An 18,691-nucleotide genomic window follows, 5' to 3' on the forward strand; every position below is an offset into this window, starting at 1 on the left:
AGTTGTATTTAAAATATAAAGTACAACTCTCTTCTATTATTTATGTAAGAAAAACTTTAAAAATTACAGTCGGTAATCTCTGTAACACGTAATGTATTCACCATACCTTTTTCTTGAATTGGCATTGCTGCAAGACTAACAAGCATATCGCCCTCTTTTAAATATCCTTTTTTACAAGCAATTGCGTTTACATCTTCTATAGTTTCATCGGTGCTTACAAACTTATCATAAAAGAAAGCATTCACACCCCAAAGCAAGCTTAACTGTGTTAAGATGCGCTTATTTGAAGTAAATACTAAAATATGAGCGCTAGGTCTCCATGCCGAAATTTGAAATGCTGTGTAACCGCTATTTGTTAAGGTAGAAATAGCACTAGCACTTATCTCATTGGCCATATTGGCTGCATGATAACAAATAGATTTAGTTATATATCTTTTTGTACGAATATGAGGCGGCATTTGTGGCACTTTAATAAGTGAAGAGTCTTCAACACTTTTTATAATGTTAGACATTTGTCTGATAACTTGCACAGGATAACTACCAACAGATGTTTCACCCGAAAGCATAACGGCATCAGCACCATCCATTACAGAGTTAGCAACATCATTTACTTCAGCTCTAGTTGGTGTTAGGCTAGAAATCATGGTTTCCATCATTTGAGTTGCAATAATTACCGGAATTCTAGCTTGCTTGGCACGAAGCACTAATTTTTTTTGAATTAACGGCACTTCTTCAGCTGGGATTTCAACACCTAAATCGCCACGCGCTACCATTAAACCATCACAATAAGCTACAATTTTATCAATGTTTTCTACAGCTTCTGGCTTTTCAATTTTTGCTATGATAGGTATTTTATGGTCGCTATGCTCATTTATTAATGTTTCTAGCTGCATTAAGTCTTCAGCATGACGCACAAATGATAACGCAATCCAGTCTACTTGTTGATTGATAGCAAAAATAGCGTCTTCAATATCTTTCTCTGTTAAAGCAGGTTGCGAAATATTTGTGTTTGGAAGGTTTACACCTTTTTTAGACTTTAGTGGTCCACCTTGTATAACACGAGCCGTTACTTCACTCTTTTTATCTGTAGAAACTACTTCAAAAATTAGTTTTCCGTCATCTAATAAAATGCGCTCTCCTGGTTTTGCATCTTGCGGAAAATTATCATACGTCATGTAAACACGTTCTTTTGTTCCTTCAAAACGTTTTCCGGTAGCAAAAACAATCTCGTCTCCTTCATTTACTATCACTTCGCCTTTCATCGTGCCAACGCGAAGTTTAGGGCCTTGTAAGTCACCTAAAATTGCTGCATTGTAACCAAACTCATCGTTAAGCTCGCGTATCATCTTAATACGTTCTGTAACGTCACTGTAATCAGCGTGCGAAAAATTAATTCTAAATACATTTACGCCTTCATCAAGCATTGCTTTTAAAACTTCTTTTTTGCTAGTTGCAGGACCTAATGTTGCTACTATTTTTGTTTTTTTTCTGTTTAACATCTAATAAAATATTAAATTGTTTTTCGATTTTATAGTATCCACATCTACGTTGTAAGCCGTTATTACATGTGGTATTTCTTGAATATTGCTTAAAGTATTTTTACTGTTTTTAGATAAAAGTCCATCATCATTTATCTTTAAAAAGTAATTTACTCTTTTATATTCTGGTATTAAGTAAAAGGTGTTTTGGCGAGTGGCTTGAGAATGAAATAATGTGTTTTCTTGTGGCTGAATCACTTCTTCTATTCTGCAAACATTAGACACTAAATGCCAAGTTACTTGTTGTTTTATGTCTTCCCATTCAAAAATGGGATATTTAGCAAGTGTATTAAGATCTATATCTTCGTGTTTTCGTTTTAGGTTTAAGCCTAATTTTTTGTTTAAAAAATAAGCGAGTCTATAACCTTCTATAGAACAATGAACTGCTATTAATGTATAATTTACATCATCAATAAAATCATCAAGAATTAATTTTTTTACAGCCATTTACTCAAACTAATATAGTGGTAAATATAGTATTTATAACAATTAATAAAGTTATCTTTTCCTTAATATTGTTCCGAAAACGTTATAGTTGGCAGAGATTTATTATAAAGATGCTATTTTAATCTGATAGTGTTTTAGAAATCTGCTTTTGGAAAACAAAAAAGGCTCGTTTTGATGCTTTTTCTTCTGCTTTTTTCTTGGATGTAGCTCGGGCTTTTGTTACAACTTTTTTATCAATAGATAGTTTTACGGCAAAGTGTCTTATATCATCATTTCCTGTGTCATCATAAACGTCATATTCAAAGGTTTTCTTTTCTTTTTGACACCATTCTATTAATAAACTTTTATAGCTTATTACTTTTCCTTCTAATTGTTCAATATCAACGTAAGGTATTATAACACGATTGTAAACAAATTTTTCGCAATACTTGTAGCCTCTATCTAAAAAGATTGCTCCAACTAATGCTTCAAATAAATTTCCGTGAATGTTGTCACCAAACTGCCCTTTAGGAATTTTACTTTCTATATGTTTTATTAAGCCAAGTTCTTTTCCTAATTCATTTAAATGTTCTCTACTCACAACTTTAGAGCGCATTTTGGTAAGATAGCCTTCGTCACCGCTAGGCACTTCAATAAATAAGTGAGAGGCTATTACTGAGCCTAACATAGCGTCTCCTAAAAACTCTAACCGTTCATAGTTTATAGCATGCCCTGAAGCATCTTTAATATTCATTGAACGATGCGTAAAAGCGGTTTTATAAACGTTTAAGTTTTTTGGTTTAAATCCTAAAATTTTTTGGATAGACACAAAAAAATTCCCGTCTGTTTTAGAACGGGAATTTAATATGTTTCGAATGTGTTTCATTCGTTGTTTAATCAATTTTTTTAAATAATACGCAAGCATTGTGTCCTCCAAATCCAAACGTATTACTCATAGCGACTTTAACGTCTCTTTTTTGTGCTTTGTTTAATGTTAAGTTTAATTTAGCATCAATATTCTCATCAACAACTTCATGATTTATTGTTGGTGGAACAACACCATGCTCTATAGCTAAAATAGAGGCAATAGACTCAATAGCACCTGCGGCTCCTAATAAATGGCCAGTCATAGACTTGGTTGAGTTTATATTGATGTTTTTTGCATGATCTCCAAATACTTCAGAAATTGCTTTAAGTTCAGCAACATCTCCAAGAGGTGTTGATGTACCGTGAGTATTGATATGATCAACCTCTTCTGGTTTTATACCAGCATTTTCTAAACAATTTCTCATTACAGCCATTACACCTATTCCTTCAGGGTGAGGTGCTGTCATATGATGCGCGTCTGAAGATAATCCACCTCCAATAACTTCGGCATATATTTTTGCGCCTCTTGCTTTTGCATGCTCATATTCTTCAAGAATTATAGCTCCTGCTCCTTCTCCTAATACAAAACCATCTCTGGTTGCATCAAAAGGTCTAGAAGCTGTTTCTGGACTATCATTTCTTGTTGAGAGTGCATGCATGGCATTAAAACCACCCATTCCAGCAATGGTAACTGCTGCTTCACTACCACCAGTAACTATAACATCACAATGCCCTAAACGAATATAGTTTAAAGCATCTATCATAGCGTTTGCTGATGATGCACATGCAGATACTGTAGTATAATTAGGTCCCATAAATCCATGTTTGATAGATATGTTTCCTGGTGCAATATCTGCTATCATTTTTGGGATAAAGAAAGGATTAAACCTTGGTGTTCCATCTCCAGATGCAAAGTTTAACACTTCATCTTGAAAAGTTTCTAAACCGCCTATTCCTGCTCCCCAAATAACTCCGACTTTCAATTTATCAACAACCTCTAGATCTAGTTTGGCATCTGCTATTGCTTCATCAGAAGCTACCATAGCATATTGCGTAAACTTATCCATTTTTCGAGCTTCTTTTCTGTCAAGAAAATCGGTCGCGTTAAAGTTTTTTAATTCGCAAGCGAATTTAGTCTTGAACTTTTCAGTGTCAAAATATGTTATTGGTGCTGCACCACTTTTCCCATGTATTAAACCATCCCAATATGTTTCTTTGGTATTGCCTATAGGAGTAAGTGCACCTAAACCTGTAACTACAACTCGCCTTAATTCCATAAAAGGTATGAATTATTTTGCTTCTTCTATATATGAAATCGCTTGACCAACTGTTGCAATGTTCTCAGCTTGATCATCTGGAATTTGAATATCAAATTCTTTTTCGAATTCCATGATTAACTCTACTGTGTCTAATGAATCTGCTCCTAAATCGTTTGTGAAGCTAGCTTCAGTTACAACTTCGTTTTCATCAACACCCAATTTGTCTACGATAATCGCTTTTACTCTTGATGCAATGTCTGACATAATTTTTTAATTTTAAGTTTTAATTAGGACGCAAAAATAAAAAACTTTATTTTAAAACACACCTTTCCTTGAAAAATGTGTTTGTAATTTAATAAAAATCCTTTGAAGTATTTGAATTTTGCCTTCTAATTGTTAATAATTATTCTTTTTTTTGTTCAAATAATCAAAACTATATTGTCTGTAAATGAAGCGTATTGTAATTTTTGCGTCCGGAAGTGGCACTAATGCTGAAAATTTAATCAAGTTTTTTCAAAACAGAGAAACTGGTTCAGTTATTCAAGTGCTTACAAACAATCCCCATGCCAAAGTTTTAGAAAGATGTAAAAAACTAAATGTCAGCGCATTATCATTCAACAGAACAGCCTTTACAAGTCAAGATGATGTTTTAAACATTTTAAAAGCATCACAACCAGATTTAATTGTTCTGGCAGGTTTTCTTTGGAAATTTCCAGAAGCTATTCTGAAAGTATTCCCAAATAAAGTGATAAATATTCATCCTGCCTTACTACCAAAATATGGCGGCAAAGGTATGTACGGTATGCACGTTCATGAAGCTGTAATTGCTAATAAAGAAAAAGAAACAGGTATTACTATTCATTATGTAAACGAAAACTATGATGAAGGTGCTATTATTTTTCAGGCTAAATGCTACATTGACACATTAGATAATGCTAATGATGTTGCTAGAAAAATTCATGAATTAGAAATGGCACATTTTCCAAAAGTGGTAGAGCAATTACTAAAAGGTTAATTCACTATCCTAATATTACCAAGGCTTTTTTAGCTATGTCAAAAAAAAAGAAAAAATACTACACCGTTTGGAAAGGCCATAAAACTGGCGTTTTTGAGTCATGGGATGATTGTAAAGCCCAAATAAAAGATTTTCAAGGCGCTCAATACAAATCGTTTCCCACGTTTGAAGCCGCTAAAAAGGCTTTAAAAGGTAATTATTTTGACTACGTAGGAAAAAACAAAACATTTAAAAGTGAACTACCCGAAGAACAACTAAAAAAAATAGGTCTGCCTAATTACAACTCTATCTCTGTTGATGCTGCCTCTTCAGGAAATCCTGGTATAATGGAATATCGCGGTGTAGATACCAAAACAAAAAAACAACTCTTTATTCAAGGCCCTTTTGAGGAGGGCACAAATAATATTGGTGAGTTTTTAGCTATTGTTCACGGATTGGCATTTTTAAAACAACATAATAGTGACCGCATTATATATACCGATTCTAAAACTGCAATGAGTTGGGTACGAAAGAAAATGTGTAATTCTAAATTAGAACGCAACGCAAAAAATAAAGCTGTTTTTGATTTAGTAGACAGAGCAGTAAAATGGCTAAAAGAAAACCACTACACAACAACTATTGTAAAATGGGAAACCAAAGCCTGGGGAGAAATTCCTGCTGATTTTGGGCGAAAATAGTAGTTAACTACAAATATGGCCTCATAAAAATTAATTCGGTAATTAGTAACTAAAAACCGTATATTTGCAACAAATTTTCAAAACGCTTTATGAGCAAACTAGTAATCGTAGGTACTGTAGCTTTTGATGCTATAGAAACCCCTTTTGGTAAAACCGATAAAATACTTGGTGGCGCAGCCACATTCATTGGTCTAGCCGCATCTCAATTTAATGTTGATGCAGCTGCCGTATCTGTAGTAGGTGGAGATTTTCCGCAAGATTATCTTGATTTATTAGCCAATAAAAACATAGATACCACAGGTATAGAAATTGTAAAAGAAGGAAAAACATTCTTCTGGAGTGGAAAATATCATAACGATATGAATACACGTGATACGCTTGCAACAGAACTTAATGTTCTTGCTGACTTTAACCCTGTTGTTCCTGAAAACTATAAAGATGCTGATTATGTCATGTTAGGAAACTTACACCCTATTGTACAAATAGGTGTATTAGAACAAATGACTAAAAAACCAAAACTTGTTGTTTTAGATACAATGAATTTTTGGATGGATAACGCTTTAGAAGACTTACATAAAATAATAAGTAAAGTAGACGTTATTACCATAAATGATGAAGAAGCCAGACAACTTACAGGCGAATACAGCCTGGTTGTTGCAGCTAGAAAAATTCATGAAATGGGACCAAAATATGTGGTGATTAAAAAAGGAGAACATGGTGCATTATTATTTCATAATGACAATGTATTTTATGCTCCTGCATTACCGCTAGAAGAAGTTTTTGATCCAACAGGTGCTGGCGATACATTTGCCGGAGGATTTATTGGTTACCTAACAAAAACAGACGATATCTCTTTTGATAACATGAAAAACGCTGTTATTTATGGCTCAACACTAGCTTCATTTTGTGTTGAAAAATTTGGAACAGAACGCATGCAAACATTGTCAAGACAAGACGTTCATAAACGCTTACAGCAATTTAGCGATTTAACACAATTCGATATCGAATTATCATAAATACAAGCGCGCTCATTTGGAGCGCGTTTTTCATTCTGAATATATTTCAGAAATTAATTTAAAGACAAACTATACAACACAACACAATGAGTGACGCTTTAAAACATGAATGTGGTATTGCACAAATTAGACTTCTAAAACCTTTAGAATACTACAAAGAAAAATATGGCAGTGCCTTTTATGGTGTAAACAAAATGTATTTAATGATGGAAAAACAGCACAATCGTGGTCAAGACGGTGCTGGTTTTGCAAGCATTAAACTAGACACAAATCCAGGCGAACGCTATATAAGCCGAGTACGATCTATAGCACAACAACCTATACAAGATATTTTTGCTCAAATAAACGAGCGTATAAACAAAGAACTTACTGAACACCCTGAATACGCCGATAATGTAGCGCTTCAAAAAAAACATATTCCTTATGTAGGCGAAGTACTTCTTGGTCATGTGCGCTATGGAACTTTTGGTAAAAATAGCGTTGAAAGCGTACACCCTTTTTTAAGACAAAACAACTGGATGCATAGAAACCTTATTGTTGCTGGAAACTTCAATATGACTAATGTAAACCAGCTTTTTGACGGGCTAGTAGAACTAGGACAGCACCCAAAAGAAAAAGCAGATACGATTACCATCATGGAAAAAATAGGACATTTTCTTGATGATGCTGTATCTAAAGTTTATAAGAAATTAAAAAAAGAAGGCTACAGCAAGCACGAATGCTCACCACTTATAGCAGAACGACTTAATGTTGCCAAAATACTTAAAAAAGCTTCAAAAAACTGGGATGGTGGTTATGCAATGGCTGGCCTATTAGGTCACGGAGATTCATTTGTATTACGTGATCCTGCCGGAATTAGACCCGCATACTATTACAAAGATGATGAAATAGTTGTTGTGGCTTCAGAACGTCCTGTAATACAAACTGTATTCAACGTAGATTTTGACGATGTAAAAGAATTAGAGCCAGGGCACGCCATTATCACAAAAAAATCTGGAGAAGTTTCTATAGACAAAATCATTGAACCTTTAGAGCGTAAAGCATGTTCATTTGAGCGTATTTATTTTTCTCGTGGTAGTGATGCCGAAATTTATCAAGAACGTAAAGATCTTGGTAAACTACTTATGCCAAAAGTGCTTAAAGCAATAGACAACGATACTCAAAACACCGTGTTCTCTTACATACCAAATACAGCCGAAACATCATTTTTTGGTATGATAGAAACTGTTGAACAACATCTTAACGAAAAGAAAACAAAAGCTATTATTGCAGGAGATGGAAAACTATCTGCTGAACGCGTAACAGAAATCTTATCTGAACACCCGCGTATTGAGAAAATAGCCATAAAAGACGTAAAATTACGAACCTTTATTACAGAAGATAGTAGTCGTGATGATTTAGTTGCACACGTATATGATGTAACTTATGGTGTTATAAAACCAACTGATAACCTAGTAATTATAGACGACAGTATTGTAAGAGGTACAACGCTCAAAAAGAGTATTATAAAAATGATGGATAGACTACATCCTAAAAAGATTGTTGTTGTTTCATCTGCACCACAAATACGCTATCCTGACTGTTACGGTATTGATATGGCTCGCCTAGAAGACTTAATTGCTTTTAGAGCCATGCTAGAACTTCTTGAAGAAAACAACAAGTACCATATGGTAAAAGAGGTTTATGATAAGTGTAAAGCTCAAATTAACCTTAAAGATAAAGATGTTCGTAATTTTGTAAAAGACCTATATGCGCAATTTACAGATGAAGAAATATCAAATAAAATTGCAGAACTAATATCTGATGACACTGTAAACGCTGAAGTAGAAACTATTTTTCAACCGGTAGCCAACTTACATAAAGCGTGCCCTAAAAATTTAGGAGATTGGTATTTTACAGGTAATTATCCTACAGTAGGAGGTAATCGTGTTGTAAATAAAGCTTTTATTAATTTTTACGAAGGGAATAAGGAAAGAGCCTACTAATCAATTAATTAGAAGCGATTATTAATCGTAAAAAATGTGCGTTTTATCTAAAATTAATGCATTTCATCTGATTTATAGTTGTAAATAATAAAATAACATCTACTTTAGAATCACCATAACATAAGTAGGTTAAGTTCATGGTAGATTTGGGGCAAAAAAAGGTGAACACTTGTTCGCCTTTTTTTATTTTACACATCTAAAATATTGAAAACCACACTAAAAAACCTTCACCAAAACCTTTTAGACCAAAATATAAGTCGTTTGTCTAATAATTTTCTTGTTTATAAAGTTATAATTACCTTTGTGTCACCATAACATAAGTAGGTTAAGTTTATGGTAGATTTGGGGCAAAAAAGGTGAACACTCGTTCGCCTTTTTTCATTTTTAAAAAAGGTTTTGAGTTTTATTAAATAAAAAAGCGCATTGAAAGTAATTCAATGCGCTTTTTAGTTTTTATGCATTTATATACTATTTAGCTTCAGCATAACGTCTTTCAACTTCATTCCAGTTAATCACATTAAAAAATGCTTCAATGTAATCTGGTCTTCTGTTTTGATAATTTAAATAATATGCATGCTCCCAAACATCTAATCCTAAAATTGGAGTTCCTCCACAGCTTACACCTGGCATTAATGGATTATCTTGATTTGGTGTAGAGCAAACTTCTACCTTACCACCTTTGTGCACACACAACCAAGCCCAACCAGAACCAAACTGTGTTGCAGCTGCTTTACTAAAAGCATCTTTAAAAGCATCAACATTTCCGTATGCTGCTTCTATAGCGTCTTTAAGTTCACCTGATAAACGTCCTTTTCCCTCAGGATTCATTACATCCCAAAATAATGAGTGATTGTAAAATCCACCACCGTTATTTCTAACAGCGTTGTTGTCCATATCTAGGTTAATAAGAATATTTTCTATTGTTTTACCTTCTAAATCTGTTCCTTCAATTGCAGCATTTAATTTAGATGTATATCCAGCATGATGCTTTGAGTGGTGAATCTCCATTGTTCTTGCATCAATATGAGGCTCTAAAGCATCATAAGCATATTTTAATTTCGGTAATTCGAAAGCCATAATATTTTTGTTTTAAATTGTTTATATTCTATTCTGTTTCAAATTTACGGATAATAGACTGCAATAAAAAATAATAAATCGTTATGAAATCATTGATAGTTTTTATCTTGTATCAAATTTCTTTTTTCATAAAATGAATGATTCGTCGTCTTTTTTAATTTACAATGCATCTGCCGGAAGTGGTAAAACCTTTACTTTGGTTAAAGAGTATTTAAAAATACTTATTAAGTCAAACAATTCTCAACAATTCAGACACATACTTGCAATAACCTTTACTAATAAAGCGGCTAGCGAAATGAAGGTTCGTATCATTGAAACACTTAAAGCCTTTTCTTCTGATAGTATTTTTAATGATGAAAACCCGATGTTTAAAACCATTTGTGAGGAATTAAACATAACTGAAAAGGAACTTTACAACCGATCTAAAAAAACTCTAGATGCCATAATGTACAATTACGCTGCATTTAACATTTCTACCATAGATGGGTTTACACATAAGCTTATTAGAACATTTGCTTATGACTTAAAACTACCTTTAAATTTTGAAGTTGAACTAGACCAAGACACCATGCTTGTTGAAGCTGTAGATCGTTTAATTTCTAAAGCAGGTACAGATAAAAAACTAACGGAGGTACTAGTAAACTTTGCTATTGAAAAAGCTGATGATGATAAAAGCTGGGACGTTTCATTCGATTTTAATAAGATTGCCAAATTACTGGTAAATGAAAATGACTTACCTTTTATTGAAGCGCTTAAAAACAAAACTTTAGAAGATTTTAAAGCTTTAAAAAAACTAGTAAAAAAAGAACTTTTAGAAACAGAAAACACCTGTGTTGAAATCGCTAAAAATACCCTTGTACTTATAGATGAATGCGGCTTGCAATACAACGATTTTACCAGAAGCTCTTTACCTAAACACTTTGACAATATATCAAACAAAAAATTAAATGTGTCTTTTGATTCTGGTTGGCAAACAGACCTAACAGAAGGCAACACATTATATCCCAAACGTGTAAGCACAGATATAGCATCAACTATAGATACTATTCAACCCAAACTTGCGCAAGCATTTGTTGACACAAAAAGACTGATATTTCATTATAAATTCCTTTTATCATTTTACAAAAACATAACACCTTTATCTGTCCTAAATGCCATAAATAATGAGCTTCTTGTATTAAAAGACGAGCAAAACAAAATGCTTATTTCAGAATTTAATGCAATAATAAGTGATGAAATAAAAAACCAACCAACACCATTTATTTATGAGCGCCTTGGCGAAAAGATAAACCACTATTTTATTGATGAATTTCAAGACACTTCATTCTTACAATGGAAAAACCTAGTGCCGTTATTAGACAATTCACTATCTCGTTCAAATGGTGGCGTTATGCTAGTTGGAGATGCAAAACAAGCAATTTACAGATGGCGTGGTGGAAAAGCAGAGCAATTTATTGATTTATACAACAACACCAAAAACCCTTTTCAACAAAACCCTCAAGTTTTAAGCCTTAATGCCAACTATAGAAGTTTTAAAGAAATAATAAACTTTAACAATCTATTTTTTAATTATTTATCATCTACGTTTTTTAACAGTGTTGTGTATGCTGATTTGTATGCAAATGCTTCGCAGCAAGATACAGCCTCACAGCAAGGTTATGTAAATCTTAATTTTTTAGATTTTTCTAAAGAAGACGATCGAGACACATTATATACAGAAGAAACATTAAAAACAATAAAGCAATGCCTTGACAATGGTTATAAGTTTAAAGACATAACAGTTTTGGTAAGAAAAAAGAAAGAAGGTGTTGCTATTGCTGATTATTTAAGCAGTAATGACATTCCTATTATGTCTTCAGAAACATTACTCTTAAAAAATGCGCCTGAAGTTGTTTTCATTCATAACATTTTAAAATTAATATTACAACCAGACAACAACGAGCTCAAAGTTGCTATTCTTATATTTCTATCAGAAAAACTCAATATAAGCAACACGCATTCGTTTTTAAAATCTCATGCGCATCTAGAAACGTCTAAACTATTTAAAAGCCTTGAGTCATTTCAAGTATTCATAAACATTGACTCTTTTGCATTGCTACCTCTTTACGAAATAGTAGAAACCATAATAAGAACTTTCAAATTAGTACAAACCTCAAATGCTTATGTACAATTTTACCTAGACCTTGTTTTGGAATATTCACAAAAACAAACAGCTGATATAGCAGGATTTGTAAGTTACTTTGAAAAGAAAGAAAACAATTTGAGTATTGTAACACCCGAAGGTCAAAATGCAGTTCAAATAATGACCATTCACAAATCCAAAGGTTTAGAATTTCCTGTAGTTATTTTTCCTTATGCCGATTTAAACATTTATAACGAAAAAGAACCAAAAGAATGGATGTCAATAAATCCAGATATTTTTAACGGGTTTTCTCATACGCTTCTTAATTACAATAAAGATTTTGAGTTTTTCGGTGATGAAGGATATGCTATTTACAACAAGCATCAATCAGAACTTGAGTTAGACAATATAAACTTACTATATGTTGCCTTGACTAGAGCATCAGAGCAACTCTACATTATTGCCAAACATGACATTAACAGCAAAGGAGAAATAAGTAATAAAACCTACTCCGGTTTATTAATTAACTATTTACAAAGCTCTAATAATTGGGTTAACAACCAACTAAACTATAGCTTTGGAAACCCACAAAAAGAAACCACCAAAAAAGAGGATACAAAAACACAAACACAGCAACAACAAGAGTTTATTTCAACAAACAAACAAGACCACAATATAAAAATTGTTACTAGCTCTGGATATTTATGGGATACAAAACAAAAGGATGCTATTGAAAAAGGACTTCTTGTACACAATATTATGGCTGAAATAAAAACAGATGTTGATATCGATTTTGCATTAAACGATTTTTTAAACAACGCCATAATAACCAAACCTCAACAAACCTTATTAAAAGACACTATTCTACACATAGTTCAACATCCTAACCTTAAAACATACTTTACATCAAATAATACTATTTATAACGAGCGAGACATTATATGCAGCTCTGGTAAAATAATAAGACCTGACAGACTGGTTATTACACCAAACAATGAAGCCATTATAATCGATTATAAAACTGGTGCTGAAAACAATAAATATCAATACCAACTAGAAGAATACGAAACGGCTTTAAACGAAATGAAAATAAAAACAATTAAAAAAATTCTTGTTTATATAAATGAAGATATAACGGTAAAAGAATTTTAAATTTGCAACAAACTAAAAAACCATGTACGGAAAAATTAAACAACACTTACAACAAGAAATTCAAGATATAAAAGACGCTGGTCTTTTTAAAACAGAGCGAATTATAACAAGCGCTCAAGGAGCTGAAATAACTCTAAACACAGGAGAAACTGTTTTAAATTTTTGTGCCAACAACTACCTAGGGCTTTCTTCTCACCCAGAAGTTGTTCAAGCAGCAAAAGATACTATGGATACTCATGGCTTTGGAATGTCTTCTGTAAGATTTATCTGCGGGACTCAAGATATTCACAAAGAACTAGAAGAAAAAATAGCATCTTTCTATGGCACTGAAGACACCATTTTATATGCAGCAGCATTCGATGCTAATGGAGGAGTTTTTGAACCTTTACTTGGAAAAGAAGATGCAATCATTTCAGATTCACTAAACCATGCCTCTATTATAGATGGCGTAAGATTATGCAAAGCTGCAAGATATCGATATCAAAACAATGATATGGCTGATTTAGAAAAACAGCTCATAGCAGCAAACGAAAACGGTGCACGTTTCAAAATTATTGTAACAGACGGTGTTTTCTCAATGGATGGCCTTATCGCACCATTAGATAAAATATGTGATTTAGCAGACAAATATGACGCAATGGTTATGATAGATGAATGTCATTCTGCAGGTTTTATAGGTGAAACAGGCCGAGGCACACTTGAAGAAAAAGGTGTTTTAGATCGTATAGATATCATTACTGGCACATTAGGGAAAGCATTAGGAGGCGCTATGGGTGGTTACACAACAGGAAAAAAAGAAATTATTGAATTACTACGCCAAAAATCAAGACCTTATTTGTTTTCCAACTCTTTAGCCCCAGCTATTGTTGGCGCTTCAATAAAAGTATTTGACATGCTAGCCAAAGACACAGCCTTACGTGATAAGTTAGAATGGAATACAAACTACTTTAAAACAGAAATGAAAAAAGCCAAATTTGACATTATAGACGGAGATTCAGCTATAGTGCCAATTATGCTGTATGATGCTAAACTATCGCAAACAATGGCAAACCTTTTACTAAACGAAGGCATTTATGTAATAGGCTTTTTCTTCCCTGTAGTACCAAAAGAAAAAGCAAGAATCCGCGTGCAGCTTTCGGCAGCTCATGAAAAAGAACATTTAGATAAAGCAATTTCGGCTTTTATCAAGGTAGGTAAAATTTTAGAAATAATTTAAATTAGACAGAAACACGCCTATTTTAAGGAAAATATTCAATATTTTTCTATATTTGTCTTTGTTAATAACATTTAACAACTTACTTTTGCTTACAATTAACACTTAAAAATTAAATTTTTGAATATGAAAAATCTTAGCAGATTATTGTTCGCTATGTTGCTTATGATTGGATTTAGCAACACTTATGCACAAGATGAAAACAATCCTTGGGCGATTAGTTTTGGCGTAAATGCAGTAGACTTCTATCCAACAGGAGAAAACGCGCCATTAGGTGACTATTTCGATGAGTACTTTAACGTTAGTGATCACTGGAATATTTTACCTTCTCTATCATCGCTTACTGTATCTCGTTATTTAGATAGTGGTTTCTCTATCGGAGCTACAGCTTCTATCAATAAAATCGAAAAGTTTGGAGATGACACTTTTACATATAAAGATGTATCTTACTACGGTCTTGATGGTACTGTAAAGTATAGCTTTGCTGGTTTACTTAACTCAACTTGCATCGATCCTTATTTAGGAGTTGGTGGTGGTTACACTTGGGTAGACGAAATAGGAGCTGGTACACTTAATGGAACTATTGGAATTAACTTTTGGTTTACAGAAAACATTGGGCTTTCTTTCCAATCTGCATACAAACACGCTTTCGAAGATTATTTAAGCACTCATTTCCAACATACAGCAGGTCTTACTGTTAAGTTTGGTGGAAAAGATACAGACGGTGATGGCGTTTATGACAAAGATGATGCTTGTCCTGAAGTTGCTGGTTTACCAGAATTTAACGGATGTCCTGATTCTGACGGTGATGGTATAGAAGATGGTAAAGATTCTTGTCCAAACGAAGCTGGTTTACCAGAATTCAACGGATGTCCTGATACTGATGGTGATGGTATTGCTGATAAAGATGATGCTTGTCCTACTGTAGCTGGATTAAAAGAATTAAACGGTTGTCCAGATGCTGATAACGATGGTGTTGCTGATAAAGATGACAAATGTCCTAACGAAGCAGGTCCTGCTGCAAACGGAGGATGCCCTTGGCCAGATGCTGATGGTGACGGAGTATTAGACAAAGATGATCAATGTCCAGATGTTGCTGGTACTGTTGCTAACAACGGATGCCCAGAAGTAACTGAAGAAGTTCAAAAAACTTTAAATGCTTACGCTAAAACTATCTTATTTGATACAGGTAAATCTTCTATCAAAGATGAGTCAGAAAAAGCATTAGCTGATATTATTGCTATCTTAAATGAGTATCCAACTGCTAAATTTACAGTTGAAGGTCACACTGATAGTGTTGGTAGAGAATCTACAAACCAAAGACTTTCTGAAGCTAGAGCTCTTTCAGTTAAAGAATACTTAACTGCAAATGGTGTTGATGAGTTCAGATTATCTTCTAAAGGATATGGTGAAGCTAGACCAATTGACTCTAACAAAACTAGAGCTGGTAGAGCTAACAACAGACGTGTAGAAATCAACTTAGTAAAATAAGTTTTCCAAACTCTGTTTAAATAAACATAGAAAAAACGCTCCGATATTTCGGAGCGTTTTTTATTTTTATACAATGACTAGTTTTATTAATGATGTACTAAAAGATTTACACACCAATAAGTATAACTTATCGGAGCTTATATTTGTATTACCTAGCAAACGTGCTGGTATATTTTTAAGACACGAACTTTCTAAAGTAGAAAGAAAGACACTGTTTTCTCCACAAATAATAAGCATTGAAGAATTTGTAAGTGAGCTATCTCAACTTAAATCTGTTTCTAACACAGAGCTTCTTTTTGAGTTTTATGAAACCTATAAAAAATTAACTAAAAAAGAGGCAACAGATACTTTTGATTCGTTTGCTAAATGGGCGCAAATTCTCTTACAGGACTTCAATGAAATAGATAGATACCTCATAACACAAGATCATCTCTTTGACTATTTAAGTGCTATTCAAGACTTAAAACACTGGTCAAATAAAGAAAACCAAACAACTTTTATAAAAAACTACCTTTATTTCTGGAATAGATTAAAAATATATTACGAAGCATTTACATCCAGCCTTGTAGATAAGAAAATAGGTTATCAAGGATTAATATATAGAGAAGCTGTAGACAATATTGAAAGCTATATACAAAACAGCACAAATAAAATGCATGTATTTCTTGGTTTTAATGCTCTTAACAAATCAGAAGAAACAATAATACAAGAGTTACTTCAAAATGATTTAGCCAAAATATATTGGGATATTGATCAGGTTTTTTTTAACGACAAAAACCATGATGCCTCACTATTTATTAGGCAGCATACAAGCAACTGGAAACATTATAAAACCAATCCGTTTAATTGGATTACTAATAATTACAGCTTAAAAAAGAACATAAATGTTATAGGTGTTCCTAAACAAGTAGGTCAAGCAAAATACATAGGGTCATTACTAAAACAGCTTTCTAAAGATCAAAGTGAGTTAAAAAAAACAGCCGTAGTTTTAGGAGAAGAACAGCTCTTAATGCCATTATTAAACTCTATTCCAGACACCATTCAAACTGTCAATATTACAATGGGATTTCCACTAAAATCAATCCCATTAGCTGCTCTGTTTGAAAGTATATTTCAAATACATAAAAAAGTAACAACAGGATTTTATTATAAAGATGTAATAAAAATAATTCAGCATTCATTTATAAAGCCCTTATTTGATTCTCAAGCTGAAAGCATGATAAAAACTATCAATGAAAATAACATCATATATCTTTCTATTGAACAGTTAAAGCAAATAGCGCCAAATTATGACGCTTTAATAAATGTGTTGTTTGGTAACTGGGAATCATCTGCAAACGTTGCTATAAACAACTGTAAATCTCTTATTTTAACCATAAAAGAACATCTAGATAAAGACAAAGAAAAAAACTTACTACAATTAGAATATCTTTTTAGGTTTAACACCCTTTTTATTGAATTAGAAAGGCTAAATGCAACCTATGCACATATTGAGAATGTTGCAACGTTATTTAGTATTTACAAAGAACTTCTTGCATCTGAAACACTAGATTTTAAGGGAGAACCACTAGATGGATTACAGATTATGGGAATGCTAGAATCTCGTGTACTAGACTTTGAAACCATAATTATATCATCAGTGAACGAAGGTATATTACCTGCAGGAAAAAGTAACAATTCTTTTATTCCTTTTGATGTAAAATTAGAAAACAAGCTTCCTACATACAAAGAAAAAGATGCTGTTTATACATATCATTTTTACAGACTATTACAACGTGCTAAAAACATTTATGTTATTTACAACACGGAGGTAGATGCTTTTAACACAGGAGAAAAAAGTAGGTTTATAACACAGCTAGAGCTTGAAGGAATTCACACTATTTCTCAAAAAATAGTAGCACCCCAAACACCTGTTTTATCAAAAAATATAATAAGCATAAAAAAAGATAATGATGTTCTTGATGAAATTAAAAAATACGCATTAAAAGGCTTTTCTCCTTCAGCATTAACTAGCTATATAAGAAACCCTATTGATTTTTATTACCAAAAAGTTTTAAAAATTAAAGAACATGATGATATAGAAGAAACAGTCGCTGCAAACACACTTGGTACTGTTATTCACAATACGCTAGAAGATTTTTATAAGCCATACGAAGGAAAGCAACTAACGGAAAACGCCGTATTAAACATGCACCCTAAAATTGATGAAACAGTAAAACATCATTTTAAGGATTTGTATAAAGAAGGTGACATAAGCACAGGAAAAAACTTAATTGTTTTTGAAATTGCAAAACGTTACATCTCTAATTTTTTAGATTTAGAAATACAAGATTTAAAAGACGGAAACAGTATTGAAATTGTTGCCATAGAAACCGAAAATAGATCTCAAATAGAAATTCCTGAATTAAATTTTCCTGTATACATAACAGGAAAAGTTGACCGTATTGATAAGCGTAATGGAATCACCAGGATAATAGATTATAAGTCAGGAAAAGTTGAGCAAAATAAGGTTGAAGTAATAAACTGGGAAGAGCTAACAACAGACTATGATGCTTACAGTAAAAGTTTTCAAGTACTTACTTATGCTTATTTAATGCATGCAAAAACACCATTTACAACACCTATTGAAGCTGGTATTATTTCTTTTAAAAACTTAAGCGCTGGCTTTTTAAAATTTGCAAAAAAGGATCGGGCAGGTTCCTATGCAAAAAAGAACACCAGTATTACAAATGATACGCTTGATTGTTATTTATTAGAACTAAAAAAAATGATTCTTGAAATATGCAATCTTGAAATTCCTTTTACCGAGAAAGATATCTAACTCATTTTTACTATCTTAAGGCTATAATTTTT

At 32.8% G+C, this 18,691-nt stretch carries 14 protein-coding genes; 8 read left to right on the forward strand and 6 right to left on the reverse strand.

All coding sequences use genetic code 11. The features are described 5' to 3' along the window. Positions 1-56: 56 nt before the first annotated feature. From pyk to ABD690_RS02735, 5 genes are all read right to left on the reverse strand, one after another. Positions 57-1,499: a pyruvate kinase gene (gene pyk, locus ABD690_RS02715; protein ID WP_344726790.1), complete on the reverse strand. Its 1,443-nt coding sequence runs from the start codon at positions 1,497-1,499 to the stop codon at positions 57-59. Further along, positions 1,500-1,985, reverse strand: a complete 486-nt coding sequence (locus ABD690_RS02720) for an IPExxxVDY family protein (protein WP_344726792.1) — start codon at positions 1,983-1,985, stop codon at positions 1,500-1,502. 118 nt (positions 1,986-2,103) lie between these two features. After that, a complete protein-coding gene (gene rnc / locus ABD690_RS02725; protein WP_344726794.1) occupies positions 2,104-2,850 on the reverse strand; it encodes a ribonuclease III in 747 nt (248 codons plus the stop codon). A 7-nt stretch (positions 2,851-2,857) separates the two neighbouring features. Continuing rightward, on the reverse strand, positions 2,858-4,108 hold the full coding sequence (gene fabF / locus ABD690_RS02730) for a beta-ketoacyl-ACP synthase II (RefSeq protein WP_344726796.1): 1,251 nt from the start codon (positions 4,106-4,108) through the stop codon (positions 2,858-2,860). Positions 4,109-4,120: 12 nt separating this feature from the next. Next, positions 4,121-4,354, reverse strand: a complete 234-nt coding sequence (locus tag ABD690_RS02735; protein ID WP_008269813.1) for an acyl carrier protein — start codon at positions 4,352-4,354, stop codon at positions 4,121-4,123. Between the two features lie 184 nt (positions 4,355-4,538). Between ABD690_RS02735 and purN the strand changes: the two genes are divergently transcribed. From purN to ABD690_RS02755, 4 genes are all read left to right on the forward strand, one after another. Continuing rightward, the gene (gene purN, locus ABD690_RS02740; RefSeq protein WP_344726799.1) at positions 4,539-5,105 is read left to right on the forward strand and encodes a phosphoribosylglycinamide formyltransferase; all 567 of its coding nucleotides are present in this window, start codon (positions 4,539-4,541) and stop codon (positions 5,103-5,105) included. A gap of 35 nt (positions 5,106-5,140) precedes the next feature. Beyond that, positions 5,141-5,782, forward strand: coding sequence for a ribonuclease H1 domain-containing protein (locus ABD690_RS02745; protein WP_344726801.1), 642 nt, complete (start codon positions 5,141-5,143; stop codon positions 5,780-5,782). Between the two features lie 89 nt (positions 5,783-5,871). Continuing rightward, entirely contained in the window at positions 5,872-6,798 is a 927-nt protein-coding gene (locus ABD690_RS02750; protein WP_344726803.1) for a PfkB family carbohydrate kinase, read from the forward strand. Positions 6,799-6,884: 86 nt separating this feature from the next. Then, complete coding sequence (locus ABD690_RS02755) at positions 6,885-8,783, forward strand: amidophosphoribosyltransferase (protein ID WP_344726805.1); 1,899 nt, start codon at positions 6,885-6,887, stop codon at positions 8,781-8,783. A 468-nt stretch (positions 8,784-9,251) separates the two neighbouring features. On the opposite strand, the gene ABD690_RS02760 is transcribed toward ABD690_RS02755, so the two are convergent. Further along, entirely contained in the window at positions 9,252-9,860 is a 609-nt protein-coding gene (locus ABD690_RS02760) for a superoxide dismutase (protein WP_344726807.1), read from the reverse strand. 133 nt (positions 9,861-9,993) lie between these two features. Here ABD690_RS02760 and ABD690_RS02765 point away from each other — a divergent pair, with 133 nt between their 5' ends. The 4 genes from ABD690_RS02765 (at position 9,994) to ABD690_RS02780 (ending at position 18,659) form a co-directional block, all read left to right on the forward strand. Next, the gene (locus ABD690_RS02765; protein WP_344726809.1) at positions 9,994-13,134 is read left to right on the forward strand and encodes a UvrD-helicase domain-containing protein; all 3,141 of its coding nucleotides are present in this window, start codon (positions 9,994-9,996) and stop codon (positions 13,132-13,134) included. Positions 13,135-13,156: 22 nt separating this feature from the next. Then, the gene (gene kbl, locus ABD690_RS02770) at positions 13,157-14,350 is read left to right on the forward strand and encodes a glycine C-acetyltransferase (protein ID WP_344726811.1); all 1,194 of its coding nucleotides are present in this window, start codon (positions 13,157-13,159) and stop codon (positions 14,348-14,350) included. A gap of 123 nt (positions 14,351-14,473) precedes the next feature. Beyond that, positions 14,474-15,838 carry an OmpA family protein gene (locus ABD690_RS02775; RefSeq protein WP_344726813.1) on the forward strand — a complete coding sequence of 455 codons (1,365 nt, stop codon included), beginning with the start codon at positions 14,474-14,476 and terminating at the stop codon, positions 15,836-15,838. Between the two features lie 73 nt (positions 15,839-15,911). Further along, the gene (locus ABD690_RS02780; RefSeq protein ID WP_344726815.1) at positions 15,912-18,659 is read left to right on the forward strand and encodes a PD-(D/E)XK nuclease family protein; all 2,748 of its coding nucleotides are present in this window, start codon (positions 15,912-15,914) and stop codon (positions 18,657-18,659) included. Positions 18,660-18,691: the final 32 nt, after the last annotated feature.

This window comes from Corallibacter vietnamensis (genome assembly GCF_039537875.1).
GTDB classification, from domain to species: domain Bacteria; phylum Bacteroidota; class Bacteroidia; order Flavobacteriales; family Flavobacteriaceae; genus Corallibacter; species Corallibacter vietnamensis.